Raw genomic sequence first — 12814 nt, 5'->3', positions numbered from 1 at the left:
GCCTCCTTATTGTTCGTTGGTTTCAAACCAGTGGGCGCGGGCGGCGAGAATGATTTTCTCGGCTTCGCCGGTTTCCACACCGGTGATTTCTATCAGTTCGTCGACGGCCAGTTCGGCCAGATCGTCGCGGGTGGTGACGCCTGCCTGCGCCAGATCGCGCAGCATGTCTTCGTCCATGCCCTCGAGGGTGCGCAGGTCTTCGTCGATTTCTTCCAGTTTTTCTTCCTGTGCCATGGCCAGCGACAGGATGGCGTCGCGGGCGCGGCCGCGCAGGGTGTCGACGGTAGCGTCGTCGAAGCCGATTTCCACCAGCTCTTCAGACGGCACATAGGCAATTTCTTCCAGCGTGGCGAAGCCTTCCTGCACCAGCACGTCGGCGGTTTCTTCGTCGACGTTGAGGTGTTCGGTGAACAGGCTGCGGATGGCGGCGTCTTCGGCGGCGTGGCGTTCTTCGGCTTCTTCCACGGTCATAATGTTGAGCTGCCAGCCGGTGAGGTCGGCGGCCAGGCGCACGTTTTGGCCGCCGCGGCCGATGGCCGGCGCAAGCTGGTCTTCGGTAACGATGACGTCGACGGCGTGGTTGTCTTCGTCAATCACGATGCGGCTCACTTCGGCGGGCGAGAGGGCGTTGATGACGAATTGGGCGGTGTCGGGCGACCACAGCACCACGTCAATGCGCTCGCCGCCGATTTCGTTGGTAACGGCGTTGACGCGGCTGCCGCGCACGCCGATGCAGGTGCCCTGCGGGTCGATGCGCTGGTCGTTGGCTTTGACGGCGATTTTGGCACGGTGGCCGGGATCGCGGGCGGCTTCGCGGATTTCCAGCAGGCCGTCGGCGATTTCGGGCACTTCCTGCTCGAAGAGTTTGGCGAGGAATTCGCGCGAGGAGCGGCTGAGGATGACCTGTTTGCGGCCGGACTGGCCGATTTCTTCGACGCGCACGAAGAGGGCGCGGATGCGGTCGCCGCTGCGGAAGTTTTCGCGCGGGATGCACTGGTCGCGCGGAATCAGGGCGTCAAGTTTGCCGGGGATGAGTTCGACGATGATGCCGTGGCGTTCGACGCGTTTGACCGAGCCGATAACGATGTCTTCGCGGTTGGCGAGAAAGTCGCCCAGGACTTTTTCGCGTTCGGCGTCGCGGATGCGTTGCAGGATGATCTGCTTGGCGGTCATGGCCGCCTGGCGGCCGAAGCCTTCGTTTTCAATCTGTTCTTCGTAGTATTCGCCGATTTGGATGGTGGTGCCGGGGATTTCCTCTTGGATTTCCTCGATGGTTTTTTCCGTGTCGGGGTAGGTGTAGTCTTCGTCGGCGACAATCAGCCAGCGGCGGAAGGTGCGGTATTCGCCGGTGTCGCGGTCGATTTCGACGCGCACGTCCATGTGTTCGCGGCCGGCCTTTTTCTTGGCGGCGGTGGACAGGGCGAATTCGAGGGCGTCGAAAACAACTTCTGTGTCTACGTTTTTCTCGCTGGCGAGGGCTTCGGCCAGCTGGAGCATTTCGCGGCTCATAATCGGTCTCCTAAATATGAATTGGGGAATGGCGGATGGTTAAAATTTGAATTCGGGTTTCAGACGGGCTTTGTCGATGTTGTCGAGCGCGATGGCGGCGGTTTTGCCGTCGGACGACAAGGTGACGGTTTCGCCGTCGCAGCTTTCGATGCGGCCGATGAAGTTTTTTTGTCCTTCGACAGGCAGGCGGGTTTTGATTTTGGCCTCTTGTCCGGCGAAGCGGGCGAAGTCGGCGGCTTTTTTCAGCGGACGGTCGAGGCCGGGGCTGGAAATTTCGAGGTTTTTGTAGTCCACGTCTTCGACGATAAACAGGCGGCTGAGGTGGTTGCTGACGGTGACGCAGTCTTCCACGGTGATGCCGCCTTCTTTGTCGATGAAGACGCGCAGCGTGCCCTGCGGCGTCATTTCGAAATCGACCGGTTCGTAGCCCAGCCCGGGCAGGGTTTTGTCCAACAGGTTTTGAATGTCCATTTTGCTTCCGTTGAAAATAAAAAAATGGCCGGGCGGCCATTTCTCAGTGTGACTTGAAAAATTTTGCGCATTATAGCGGGTTTGCGCACAAAAGAAAACCATAGCTTTCAGCGGTTTCAGACGGCCTGCTAATCCGGGCGGCGTTGATGAAACGTTTTCGGCGGCATAGAATGCGCCTCCCGCGTGCGGACACGCTCCGTGAGGCCGTCTGAAAACCGCAAAAAGGCCGTCTGAAAAGCATTTGCCGCGTCCGCCGCGCAACAATATATATATATAAAGAACAGGAGAACCGAACCATGAGCACCGTTTACAATTTTTCAGCCGGCCCTGCCGTGCTGCCCGAAGCCGTGCTGCGTACCGCGCAACACGAGATGCTCGACTACAACGGCACGGGCGTTTCCGTGATGGCGATGAGCCACCGTTCGCCCGAATTTCAAAGCATCCTTCATCATGCCGAACAGGATCTGCGCCAGCTGCTCGGCGTGCCGTCGAACTATGCCGTTTTGTTTCTGCAAGGCGGCGCGAGCGCGCAGTTCAGCCAGGTGGCGATGAATCTGGCACACGGTTTTGCCAGCATCGATTCGGTGGTGACGGGCAACTGGTCGCGGATTGCGCACGAGCAGATGGGCAAACTCACTGCGGCGCAAATCCGCCTTGCCGCGCAGGGCGGGGAGCGCGACGGCCTGAAAACGCTGCCGTCCGTTGGCGATTGGGACATTTGTACCGAGTCGGCTTTCGTCCATTTTGCCGCCAACGAAACGGTAGACGGCCTGCAATACGGCGAAATGCCGCGTCTTTCAGACGGCCTGCCGCCCCTGGTGTGCGATATGTCGAGCGAAATCCTGTCGCGGCGCATCAATGTGGCCGATTTCGGCCTGATTTACGCGGGAGCGCAGAAAAACCTGGGGCCGGCGGGCGTGACCATCGTCATTGTCCGCGAGGATTTGCTGGCACGCTGTCCCGGCAGCATTCCCGCCGTGTGGAATTACAAGGCGCACGCGGACAGGCAGGGGATGTACAACACGCCCGCCACCTATCCCATCTATATCGCAGGGCTGGTGCTGCGCTGGCTGCAAACGCAGGGCGGTGTCGGCGCAATCGAGGAGGCCAACCGCGTCAAGGCCGAACTGCTTTACCGCGCCGTCGACGGCAGCGGCGGTTTCTACCGCAACCATGTCGCTCCCGAAGCACGCTCGAAAATGAATGTGGTTTTTACCACCGGCGATGCCTGTTTGGACGATCGCTTCGTGCGCGAAGCCGCGCTGTGCGGCCTGCGCCAGCTCAAAGGCTATAAAACGGTGGGCGGTATGCGCGCCAGTATTTACAACGCCATGCCGTTGGCGGGCGTGGCGGCGCTGGCGGAGTTTATGGCGGAGTTTGTGCGGAAAAACGGTTGAACACCGCCGTTCGGTTGGCAAAAGGCCGTCTGAAAAGTATTTTTCAGACGGCCTTTTGCCTTTCAGACGGCCTTTCGTATTAGGGTGTGTTGGCAATCAATATTTTGGCGGCTTTCCCGTCCTAAAAAATCTGCCACACGAAGAAGATAAGGGTGTGCAGGATAAAGAGGGGGACGAGGATGCCGAACGACCAGGCCATGTAGCCGAAGAAGGCGGGCATGGGGACTTTGCGCTGTTCGGCGATGGATTTGACCATGAAGTTGGGGGCGTTGCCGATGTAACTGAGCGCGCCCATGAAGACCGAGCCCATGGAAACGGCGAGCAGGGTGTGGAAGAGGTGGCCGTTCATCAGGGTGTGCGGGTCGCCGCCTGCCAGGTTGAAGAAGACGAGGTAGGTGGGGGCGTTGTCGAGGAAGGCGGACAAAAGGCCGGACATCCAGAAATACATGGTGTTGATGGGGTTGCCCGCACTGTCGTGGACAAGGGCGACGACGCCCGCGAGCGCGCCGTGTTCACCCGCTTTGAGGATGGCGAGGACGGGGGCGATGGTGATGAAGATGCCGAGGAAGAGTTTGCCGACTTCGGCGATGGGCTCCCAGTTGAATTCGTTACCGGCGCGTACGGGTTTGGGGGTGATGATGAGGGAAATGACGGTAAAGGCGAGCAGCAGGCCGTCGCGGACAAGGTTTTGCAGCTCGTAAGAGCTGCCGAGGATGTCGAGGGACACGCCGGGTTTCCAGATGCCGGAGAGGAGCACCGCGCCGACGATGCCGAAAAGCAGGAAGAAGTTGCGTTTGCCGTGGATTTTCAGTTTGTCGTCGAAGCCGTGGTTGCAGGGGACGATTTCGTCTTCGCGGGCGTAGTAATGGCGGTCGAGGAAGTAATAAAGGGTGAGCAGAAGCGCGCTGCTGATAAGGACGGGCGGCAGCATGTGTTTGACCGTCCACATAAAGTCGACGCCTTTTAAAAAGCCGAGGAAGAGGGGCGGGTCGCCCAGCGGGGTGAGGCCGCCGCCGATGTTGGCGACGAGGAAGATGAAGAAAACGACGCTGTGGACGCGGTGTTTGCGGTTGTTGTTGGCTTTAAGCAGCGGGCGGATCAAGAGCATGGCCGCGCCCGTTGTGCCCATCACGGAAGCCAGCAGCGTGCCGATGGCGAGGATGGCGGTGTTGGTTTTCGGCGAGCCGTGCAGGTTGCCCCAAACGAGTATGCCGCCGGAGACGGTGTAGAGGGCGAGCAGCAGCAGGATGAAGGGGATGTATTCTTCGACCAAGGCGTGGACGACCGTGCCGACGCCCGCGCCGATGCCGTAAACAAAGGCGAAGGGAACGAGAAAGAGCAACGTCCACAGGGCGGTGATTTTGCCGAAATGATGGTGCCAGGTGTGGGAAAAGAAGAGCGGGCCGGTAGCGATGGAGAGGAGGATAAGGGCGAAGGGGATGCCCCAGGCGAGGCTCAGTTGCGCGCCGTCGGGTGTGGCGGCAAGGGTGGCGGCGGGGGCGAAGAGGAGGGCGGGAAGCAGGATTTTGGTCGGCATGGTGTTCCTTGTGTTTTATTCTGATGTGGGAGGCTCTGCGGCCGGTTCCGGCGTTTTCAGACGGCCTTTGAGGCCGTCTGAAAAGGGTGTCCGTCGGCAAAACGCCGTTTGATTGTAACGGAAAAAGCAAAAAGCGCGAAACGCTGGGCGGTACAAAAGCAGCGGCGCACAGACAGGCGGGCTGTGCTGTACGCCGTGGGGCGGGGGAAGGCTTCGCAAGCGCCGTGTCGGCGTTTTGGGCGTTATTCCGCCGTTTCGGTGGCGAAGAAGATTGCCTGCTGCGCGAAGGGGTTGCCTGCGGCATCGGCCAGCGGGGCGGCGGCCGCGCTGTGTTTGATAACGGCGAGGCTGAGGCTGCCCTCGGCACCGGCCGCGCTGTTGATGACGATGCCCGCTTCCGCTGCGTCCTGCAACACGGCCGCGCCTTCGGTCTGCGGCGCGGGCGAGGCGAGCACGGCAAGGCCGCGTTTGACCTGGCCGCGGTATTGGGCGCGGGCGATGATTTCCTGACCGGGGTAGCAGCCTTTGCGGAAATGCACACCGCCGATGGTGTGCTGGTTGAGCATTTGCGCTACGCAGCTTTCTTTGGTGGCGGCGCTGATCCACGGATAGCCGCTGCGGATTTCGTGCAGCTTCCAGGCGTTTTCGGCGGCTGCGTCATAGGCGGGCAGAGCGGCGGTTTCGCCGATGAGGAACACGCCGCCGTGCGGCAGGGGAATCTCGATAAGGCCGTCTGAAACGGTGAAAGCGAAGGCCAGATGCGGCTCGGCGGCAGGTTGCGGCGCGAGGCCGTCGGCGAGGCGGCAGGCCGCGCCGTGGGTTTCCAGAATTTCAAACGTGGCTTTGGCACGCAGCACAAACATACGCAGGCGTTTGGCAACGGCTTCAGCGAGGTCTTTTGCCAACACCAGCAGGATGTCGCCGCCGCGGTTGGCAACAATCATATTGGCGATGACGCGGCCTTTGGGCGTGTTGTAGGTGGCGTAGCAGGCTTGGCCTTCGGCGAGGTCTTCGATGTGGTTGGAGAGCTGGCCGTGGAGGAAGGCGGCGCGGTCGTCGCCTGTGACGCGGATAACGCCGAAAAAGGGCAGAAGCGAGGTTTGCATGATGACTCCTTGTGCGGTGGCAAAACGGCGGGCATTGTACCCCTTTCGCCGCAGGGAAGACAGGCCGCCTGAAAGCGGACGGCTACACCAGCCCGCGCCCGGCAAAGGACACGGCCTGGCGTGCGGTGATGACGAAATGGTCGAGCAGGCGCACGTCCACCAGTTCCAAAGCCTGTTTCAGACGGCCTGTGAAGACGATGTCGGCGGCGGAGGGTTCGGGCGAGCCGCCGGGGTGGTTGTGGGCGAGGATGACGGCGGCGGCGTGGCGGTCGAGGGCGAGTTTGACCACTTCGCGCACGTATACCGCGTTTTCCGCCAGCGTGCCGCGCGCGAGTTCCACGCAGTCGATCAGGCGGTTGCGGCTGTTGAGCAGCAGGGCGAGGCTGACTTCGACGCGCTCGTGTCCCAGTTGCAGGCGCAGGAAATCGGCGGCGGCCTGCGGGTCGGCGATCAGGTCGCCTTCGCGCAGCTCTTCGGCCAGCACGCGGCGGCCGATTTCGCGCACGACGGCAAACTGGGTGAAGCTGGCCTGCCCCATGCCCTTGTGCCGCACCAGCTCGCGCTCGGGCGCGCTCATCAGGCGGCCGAGGCTGCCGAACTCGTTTAACAGGTAACGCGCCAAATCCACCGCGCTCATGCCTTTGATGCCGGTGCGCAGCAGCACGGCCAGCAGCTCCGCGTCGCTCAGCGCACCCGCGCCGAGGGCGGACAGCTTCTCGCGCGGCCGCTCGCCTTCCGGCCAGTCTTTGATGCTCATGTCTGCTACTCCTTATAGATAGGTATGGATTATTTGGAGGCCGTCCCCGCCTACGCGGGGACGTCCTCTGTCAGCGGAAAAACCGTCCGCAGCAGCTTTTGAATTTCCTGCCCGAGCCGCAGAAACACGGCGTTTGCGGTGCGGGCAGGGGAACGGTGGGGTCGATGAAATACCAGCGGCCGCCGCTGCGTACGAAGGAGGACAGCTCGCGGTGCGTCTGCTCTTCTCCGCCGGCGTCGGCGAAACGGGCGGCGAAATCCACCAGCGCGTGCCTCCCGCCCGGCAGGGTTTGGAAATCGAAAACTTCGAGGCCGAGCCACTGTGATTCGCGGCTCCATGCGGCGATGGCGGCGGCATCGAGCAGCCGCTGCTGCGCGGGCACGGTGGTGGCGACGATGTAATCGATCAGCTGCAAAACATAGGCGGCGTAGCGCGAGCGCATCAGTGCGGGGGCGTCGGCGGCGGGCCGGCCGAGGTGCGGCGGCAGGCAGCAGTCGCGGTAGGGCAGGGCGGAGCAGCAGGGGCAGGCTTGGTTTTCCATGTTTTCAGACGGCCTTGTTTCAGACGGCCGCAGTATAGCAGCCGCGCTGACGGATGCTGGCGTTTCTTGCTATCATGGCGGCCGTTTGCAACCGGAGGAATGCCGATGAAAATCCTGTTTATTGCCGACCCGATGGCGGGTTTCAAAACCTATAAAGACACTACTTATTCAATGATGCGCGAAGCGGCGCGGCGCGGCCATGCGCTGTTTCACACGCTTGCGGGCGAACTTTCCGTGCAGGGCGGCCGCGTGCTGGCGCAGGCCGCGCCCTTTGAATTTCTCGGCGCGAAAAACAACAGCGACCATGCCTGGTTCCGCGCCGCAAGCCCCGTTCAGACGGCCTTAAACGAATTTGACGCCGTAATCATGCGCACCGACCCGCCCTTCGATATGCAGTATCTCTACGCCACCCAGCTTCTGACGCTGGCCGAAGGGCAGGGCGCGAAAGTGTTCAATAGCGGCCAGGCGATGCGCGATTTCAACGAAAAACTGGCGGTTTTGAACTTCCCGCAGTTCGCCCCCACCACCATCGTCACCACCCGTGCCGCCGACGTGCGCGCCTTTCTCGCCGAACATGGCGACATCATCGTCAAACCGCTCGACGGCATGGGCGGTATGGGCATTTTCCGCCTCACCAAACAAGATCCCAACATCGGCAGCATTCTGGAAACCCTGATGCGGCTCGAAACGCGCACCATCATGGCGCAGCGTTACCTGTCCGATATCGTCAAGGGCGACAAACGCGTGCTGGTAATCGGCGGCGAAGTCGTCCCCTACGCGCTGGCGCGCATCCCGCAGCAGGGCGAAACACGCGGCAATCTGGCGGCGGGCGGGCGCGGCGTGGCGCAGGACTTGTCGGCACGCGACCGCGAAATCGCCGAAACCCTCGCCCCCGAACTCAAACGGCGCGGCATCCTCCTGGCCGGTTTGGACATCATCGGCGAAAACCTCACCGAAGTGAACGTCACCAGTCCGACGGGCTTTCAGGAAATCACGCAGCAAAAAGGCTACGATGTGCCCGCCCGCTTTGTCGATGCGGTGGAAGAGGCCGTCTGAAAAAGGCTTTAAGGCCGTCTGAAACCTTTCAGACGGCCTTCGTATGATTAACCGACGCCGCCCAACGGAGGTACGCCGTGCCTGATGCTTCTTATCTGGTAACGGCTTATCTGATTGTCCTGACGGTGTTTTCCCTGTGGGTTAACAGCCGCTCGCAAACCGTTTGGGATGCTTTGTGCGCCGATGGCGCCCTTTACGCAGCGGCGGGCAGGCTGTCGGATATGTATTTTGTGTTCGATATTTATCGGTTGCGCTATCGCTACGCTTTCTTTTTAAAGAGCCATCCCGCCAGGCCGCCGCAGCTTGCCTGTTCCGACGGCGATTACCGTGCGGTGTGCAGGCTGGCGGTATTTCTGCTGTACCTCAACTTCGCCCACGGTGCGGTAATCATAGGCATATTTTTGTATTTTCAGCTTTTCCGTTAAACGGAGGCCGTCTGAAAGCACGGCTTGGATACAGCCGAATCCCGTTTCCCGTTTTTCAGACGGCCTGTTATTTTCATTTAATTTAAGGAAGCAAAATGGAGCTGATCGAACTTATCCGCTGCTTTTTCGCCGAAAACGATATGGGCGAAACCGCAGGCACGCCGAACACGCCGCAGGACATCGCCGAAATCGAACAGACGCTGAACCTGCGTCTCAACTCTCTGTATCAAGAAATTATTTCCGAATTCGGTTCGTGCTATCTCGGTTTGGAATTTTACGACCGCCGCAATCCGGACGGCGGCCTCATCACCCAAACCCAATGGTTCCGCCAAGCCGCGCAAGATGCGGGTTTGACCGGTTATGAGCACTTCATCGCCATCGCCGACAACGGCAGTGGCGACAAAATCCTGCTGGGTGCGGACAGCAACGAATTGTTCCTCTTTGCCCACGACAGCGGCGAAATCCTGCCCCTCGCGCAAGAATACGGCGGAGCGGGCACGTTGGACGACCTGATTAGAGAATATATCGGGGAAGAGGAAGAAGATTGGGACGACGAAGAGGACGAATAGGCCGCCTGAAAAGCAAAAAACGGTTTTAACTCCGTTGAAACTTTGCTTTCAGACGGCCTGAATCCCGTTTTGCATCATGTTTTAAAAGGGAATTTATGGAAAAAAACAACCACGACAGCTACGCCGCACAAATCAAAGGCAAAACCGGCCTGCGCCGCATCATTAACGCCTGGGGCTATTCGCTCGACGGTTTCAAAGCCGCCTGCGAAGAGCAGGGCTTCCGCCAGCTTTTGTGGCTCAATGTGCCGCTGGTGGTGCTGGCCTTCGTACTGCGCTTCGGGCCGACGACGCAGATGGTGCTGCTGGCGGCTTCTTTTTTGTGCCTGATTGTCGAATTGTTCAATACGGGTGTGGAAGCGGCGGTAGACCATACTTCGCTGGAAAAACACCCGCTGGCCAAGCGGGCGAAAGACGTCTGCTCGGCGGCGCAGTTTCTCGCACTGCTGCTTTTGGCGCTGCTGTGGTTTATTGCGTTGTGGCGCGAATACGGTTTCAATGTTTTTTGAGGCGGGTCAAACTTTTCCCTTGATTGATACCATATAACAGACTTATAGTCTGCCTGTCGTCCGCACGAGCTTTCGGTTTCGGCGACTTCTTTTGACAACCGTTTTTTGAAAGGAAAGCAGTATGAAAAAATTACTTATAGCCGCAGCGGCAACTCTGTTCTGCCAGGCCGCCTTTGCAGAAGGCGTGGTTATCCAAAACTCTTGGGCGCGCGAAACCGTGGGCGGCATGAAAAACGGCGGCGTTTTCATGGATATGGAAAACGACACGCCCAAAGAAATCGCTCTGATCGGCGGCAGCAGCCCCGTGGCGAAAAGCGTGGAAATCCATGAGCACATCCACGCGATGCTCACCGACCCGAAAACCGGTCAGAAAGCCATGGGTATGCGTATGCAGGAAGTGAAGGGCGGCATCAAAATCGCCAAAGGCGAAATCGCTTCGCTCAAACCGGGCGGCTACCACGTTATGCTGATGGGTTTGAAAAAACCGTTGAAACCGGGCGACAAATTCCCGCTGACGCTGAAATTCAAAGGCGCGAAAGAGCAGACCGTGCAGGTTGAAGTCCGCGCCAACGCGGGCAGCCCCGGCGCGCACGGCGACCATGACCACGGCCATGCCCACTAAACATCCGCATTGAAAGCCGCAAAGGCCGTCTGAAACGCCGTTTTCAGACGGCCTTTTGTGATGGCGGGAGCGGGTTGTCCTTACTTGCCCGACATGGAAAAGCAAGGTAGTATCCCGCCTTTCATTTTTCAGCCGTAAAGTTAAAGAGAACAAGATGATTAGCGATATTCAGAAGACAGCCGAAAGCAAAATGCAGCGCTCGCTGGAAGTATTGAAGGAAAACCTCGCCAAAGTGCGTACCGGCCGCGCCCATACCGGCCTGCTCGATCAAGTGGAAGTGGAATACTGGGGCAGCATGGTGCCCGTGAGCCAGGTCGGCAACGTCACCCTTCTGGATGCGCGCACCATCGGCGTGAAGCCTTTTGAAAGCAATATGGCCGCCAAAATCGAAAAGGCCATCCGCGATTCCAATCTGGGCTTGAATCCCGCCTCTGTGGGCGACCTTATCCGCGTGCCCATGCCCATGCTCACCGAAGAGCGCCGCAAGGATTTGATTAAAGTCGTGCGCGGCGAAGCCGAAGAAGGCCGCGTTTCCATCCGCAACGTGCGCCGCGATGCCAACGACCACATCAAAAAGCTACTGAAAGACAAAGAAATCTCCGAAGACGAAGCACGTCGCGGCGAAGAGGCGGTGCAAAAGCTCACCGACAAATACATCGCCGAGGCCGACAAAATCCTTGCCGCCAAAGAAGAAGACCTGATGGCCGTGTAAAGGCCGTCTGAAAGCCGCCCATCCCGCGTACGACAAGGATTTCCCGTGAAAAGCAGCACACAGGCCATACCGGAACACCGCAGCGTTCCCCGCCACATCGCCGTGATTATGGACGGCAACGGCCGCTGGGCGAAGAAACGTTTCCTGCCCCGCGTGATGGGGCACAAAAAAGGTTTGGACGCCCTGGAAAATCTGTGTGCCGAATGCTCGACGGCGGGTGTGGAATACCTGACCGTTTTCGCCTTTTCCACCGAAAACTGGCGCCGTCCGCAAGAGGAAGTCGGCTTTCTGATGGGGCTGTTTTTACAGGCACTGCAAAAGCAGGTTCGGCGTATGCACGAACACAATATGCGCCTCAAAGTGATCGGCGACCGCAGCCGCTTTAATGCCGAAATCATCGTCGGCATCGAGGCCGCCGAAAACCTCACAAAGGACAATACCGGCCTTACGCTCACCATCGCTGCCGACTACGGCGGCCGCTGGGACATCCTCCAAGCCGCCAACCGCCTGCTGGCCGCAGGCAAACAGGAAATTGCGGAGGCCGACCTCAATGCCGAGCTGATGCTGGGCGATGCGCCCGAGCCCGATCTGTTCATCCGCACCGGCGGTGAAATGCGCATCAGCAATTTCCTTTTGTGGCAGATGGCCTATGCCGAACTTTATTTCACCGACACGCTGTGGCCCGATTTTGACAAACAGGCTTTTCAGACGGCTATAGCCTCCTTCCAAAGCCGCGAGCGCCGCTTCGGACGCACGTCCGAGCAGCTGCCGCAGGATCAGCAGAGAAATTAACCCGATATGTTGAAACAACGCATCATCACCGCCCTGATTCTGCTGCCCATCATGTTGGGCATGCTGTTTTGGGCTTCGGATATCCTGTGGGCGGCGTTTTCCGCGCTGATCGCCCTGCTTGCCCTGTGGGAATACGCCCGCATGGCGGGTATAAACGGCAAAGACCGCGCGCCCTATCTGCTGGCAAGCGCGGTGTTTATGTTGTTAGCGGTTGCAGGCGGCTGGGCGCTGCCCGCCGTGGGCTGGTTTGCCGTGCTGGTGTTCTGGCTGGCCGTGATGCCGCTGTGGCTGAAACACAAATGGAAACTCGCGGGCGGCTGGCGTGCCTATGCGGCAGGCTGGATGCTGATGATGCCGTTTTGGTTCGCACTCGTGACCCTGCGCCCCGACGGCGCAAACGTGCTGCCGCTTTTGTCGGTAATGGGTTTGGTGTGGGTGGCCGACATCGGCGCTTATTTTTCCGGCAAGGCTTTCGGCAGACGCAAGCTTGCGCCCGCCATCAGCCCTGGAAAAAGCTGGGAAGGTGTGGCTGGCGGTCTGCTGGCGGTGCTGCTTTACCTGAGCGCCGTCCGCGCGGCGGGCTGGCTCGGCTTTGACGCCTCGTGGCCTGCCACCATGGCGGCAGGTGCGGTGCTGGCCGCCGTCAGCGTGTGCGGCGACCTGCTCGAAAGCCTGCTCAAACGCGCGGCGGGCATTAAAGACAGCAGCAATCTGCTGCCCGGCCACGGCGGCGTATTCGATCGCACCGACAGCCTGATTCCCGTATTGAGCGTATATGCCGCCTTTGTTTCGCTGTATTGAGGCCGTCTGAACA

General features: G+C 59.8%; 15 protein-coding genes. 9 read left to right on the top strand and 6 right to left on the bottom strand.

The features are described 5' to 3' along the window. Nucleotides 1-6: 6 nt before the first annotated feature. Both nusA and rimP read right to left on the bottom strand, forming a co-directional pair. Nucleotides 7-1509: a transcription termination factor NusA gene (gene nusA, locus ACG2K1_RS07350; protein WP_395428632.1), complete on the bottom strand. Its 1503-nt coding sequence runs from the start codon at nt 1507-1509 to the stop codon at nt 7-9. A gap of 39 nt (nt 1510-1548) precedes the next feature. Further along, nucleotides 1549-1980, bottom strand: a complete 432-nt coding sequence (gene rimP, locus ACG2K1_RS07345; RefSeq protein ID WP_395428631.1) for a ribosome maturation factor RimP — start codon at nt 1978-1980, stop codon at nt 1549-1551. 296 nt (nt 1981-2276) lie between these two features. Between rimP and serC the strand changes: the two genes are divergently transcribed. Then, nucleotides 2277-3377, top strand: a complete 1101-nt coding sequence (gene serC / locus ACG2K1_RS07340) for a 3-phosphoserine/phosphohydroxythreonine transaminase (RefSeq protein ID WP_395428630.1) — start codon at nt 2277-2279, stop codon at nt 3375-3377. A 121-nt stretch (nt 3378-3498) separates the two neighbouring features. On the opposite strand, the gene ACG2K1_RS07335 is transcribed toward serC, so the two are convergent. The 4 genes from ACG2K1_RS07335 to ACG2K1_RS07320 all read right to left on the bottom strand — a co-directional run bounded on the left by ACG2K1_RS07335 (nt 3499) and on the right by ACG2K1_RS07320 (nt 7318). Further along, nucleotides 3499-4914, bottom strand: a complete 1416-nt coding sequence (locus ACG2K1_RS07335; protein ID WP_395428629.1) for a sodium:proton antiporter — start codon at nt 4912-4914, stop codon at nt 3499-3501. A gap of 242 nt (nt 4915-5156) precedes the next feature. Beyond that, on the bottom strand, nt 5157-6020 hold the full coding sequence (locus tag ACG2K1_RS07330) for a YgfZ/GcvT domain-containing protein (RefSeq protein ID WP_395428628.1): 864 nt from the start codon (nt 6018-6020) through the stop codon (nt 5157-5159). 82 nt (nt 6021-6102) lie between these two features. After that, complete coding sequence (gene radC, locus ACG2K1_RS07325; RefSeq protein ID WP_395428627.1) at nt 6103-6777, bottom strand: DNA repair protein RadC; 675 nt, start codon at nt 6775-6777, stop codon at nt 6103-6105. Nucleotides 6778-6847: 70 nt separating this feature from the next. Next, a complete protein-coding gene (locus ACG2K1_RS07320; RefSeq protein WP_395428626.1) occupies nt 6848-7318 on the bottom strand; it encodes a YchJ family protein in 471 nt (156 codons plus the stop codon). Nucleotides 7319-7423: 105 nt separating this feature from the next. On the opposite strand from ACG2K1_RS07320, the gene gshB reads away from it, so the two are divergent. The 8 genes from gshB (at nt 7424) to ACG2K1_RS07280 (ending at nt 12801) form a co-directional block, all read left to right on the top strand. Continuing rightward, the gene (gene gshB / locus ACG2K1_RS07315) at nt 7424-8374 is read left to right on the top strand and encodes a glutathione synthase (RefSeq protein ID WP_395428625.1); all 951 of its coding nucleotides are present in this window, start codon (nt 7424-7426) and stop codon (nt 8372-8374) included. A 77-nt stretch (nt 8375-8451) separates the two neighbouring features. Continuing rightward, nucleotides 8452-8799 (top strand): hypothetical protein, encoded by a 348-nt coding sequence (locus ACG2K1_RS07310; protein ID WP_395428624.1) that lies wholly within the window; start codon nt 8452-8454, stop codon nt 8797-8799. Between the two features lie 95 nt (nt 8800-8894). Next, complete coding sequence (locus ACG2K1_RS07305; RefSeq protein WP_395428623.1) at nt 8895-9368, top strand: SMI1/KNR4 family protein; 474 nt, start codon at nt 8895-8897, stop codon at nt 9366-9368. Nucleotides 9369-9463: 95 nt separating this feature from the next. Further along, nucleotides 9464-9874: a diacylglycerol kinase gene (locus ACG2K1_RS07300; protein ID WP_094031047.1), complete on the top strand. Its 411-nt coding sequence runs from the start codon at nt 9464-9466 to the stop codon at nt 9872-9874. 121 nt (nt 9875-9995) lie between these two features. After that, on the top strand, nt 9996-10496 hold the full coding sequence (locus ACG2K1_RS07295; RefSeq protein WP_009425640.1) for a copper chaperone PCu(A)C: 501 nt from the start codon (nt 9996-9998) through the stop codon (nt 10494-10496). A gap of 154 nt (nt 10497-10650) precedes the next feature. Beyond that, nucleotides 10651-11208: a ribosome recycling factor gene (gene frr / locus ACG2K1_RS07290; protein WP_395428622.1), complete on the top strand. Its 558-nt coding sequence runs from the start codon at nt 10651-10653 to the stop codon at nt 11206-11208. Between the two features lie 45 nt (nt 11209-11253). Next, nucleotides 11254-12000: an isoprenyl transferase gene (locus tag ACG2K1_RS07285; RefSeq protein ID WP_094031048.1), complete on the top strand. Its 747-nt coding sequence runs from the start codon at nt 11254-11256 to the stop codon at nt 11998-12000. Nucleotides 12001-12006: 6 nt separating this feature from the next. Next, nucleotides 12007-12801 carry a phosphatidate cytidylyltransferase gene (locus tag ACG2K1_RS07280; RefSeq protein WP_395428621.1) on the top strand — a complete coding sequence of 265 codons (795 nt, stop codon included), beginning with the start codon at nt 12007-12009 and terminating at the stop codon, nt 12799-12801. Nucleotides 12802-12814: the final 13 nt, after the last annotated feature.

It is taken from the genome of Neisseria sp. 23W00296 (assembly GCF_044772855.1).
GTDB lineage: Bacteria > Pseudomonadota > Gammaproteobacteria > Burkholderiales > Neisseriaceae > Neisseria.
Note: the sequence above shows the minus strand (reverse complement) of the source record. Positions and strands in the feature narration are given on the sequence as shown.

What these genes read in the sequence shown, in the direction of transcription:
- serC (WP_395428630.1), top strand. Translation starts at nt 2,277, where the DNA reads ATGAGCACCGTTTACAATTTTTCAGCCGGCCCTGCCGTGCTGCCCGAA.
- ACG2K1_RS07335 (WP_395428629.1), bottom strand. Translation starts at nt 4,914, where the DNA reads ATGCCGACCAAAATCCTGCTTCCCGCCCTCCTCTTCGCCCCCGCCGCC.
- ACG2K1_RS07280 (WP_395428621.1), top strand. Translation starts at nt 12,007, where the DNA reads ATGTTGAAACAACGCATCATCACCGCCCTGATTCTGCTGCCCATCATG.
- frr (WP_395428622.1), top strand. Translation starts at nt 10,651, where the DNA reads ATGATTAGCGATATTCAGAAGACAGCCGAAAGCAAAATGCAGCGCTCG.
- ACG2K1_RS07320 (WP_395428626.1), bottom strand. Translation starts at nt 7,318, where the DNA reads ATGGAAAACCAAGCCTGCCCCTGCTGCTCCGCCCTGCCCTACCGCGAC.
- nusA (WP_395428632.1), bottom strand. Translation starts at nt 1,509, where the DNA reads ATGAGCCGCGAAATGCTCCAGCTGGCCGAAGCCCTCGCCAGCGAGAAA.
- gshB (WP_395428625.1), top strand. Translation starts at nt 7,424, where the DNA reads ATGAAAATCCTGTTTATTGCCGACCCGATGGCGGGTTTCAAAACCTAT.
- ACG2K1_RS07300 (WP_094031047.1), top strand. Translation starts at nt 9,464, where the DNA reads ATGGAAAAAAACAACCACGACAGCTACGCCGCACAAATCAAAGGCAAA.
- rimP (WP_395428631.1), bottom strand. Translation starts at nt 1,980, where the DNA reads ATGGACATTCAAAACCTGTTGGACAAAACCCTGCCCGGGCTGGGCTAC.
- ACG2K1_RS07305 (WP_395428623.1), top strand. Translation starts at nt 8,895, where the DNA reads ATGGAGCTGATCGAACTTATCCGCTGCTTTTTCGCCGAAAACGATATG.
- ACG2K1_RS07295 (WP_009425640.1), top strand. Translation starts at nt 9,996, where the DNA reads ATGAAAAAATTACTTATAGCCGCAGCGGCAACTCTGTTCTGCCAGGCC.
- radC (WP_395428627.1), bottom strand. Translation starts at nt 6,777, where the DNA reads ATGAGCATCAAAGACTGGCCGGAAGGCGAGCGGCCGCGCGAGAAGCTG.
- ACG2K1_RS07330 (WP_395428628.1), bottom strand. Translation starts at nt 6,020, where the DNA reads ATGCAAACCTCGCTTCTGCCCTTTTTCGGCGTTATCCGCGTCACAGGC.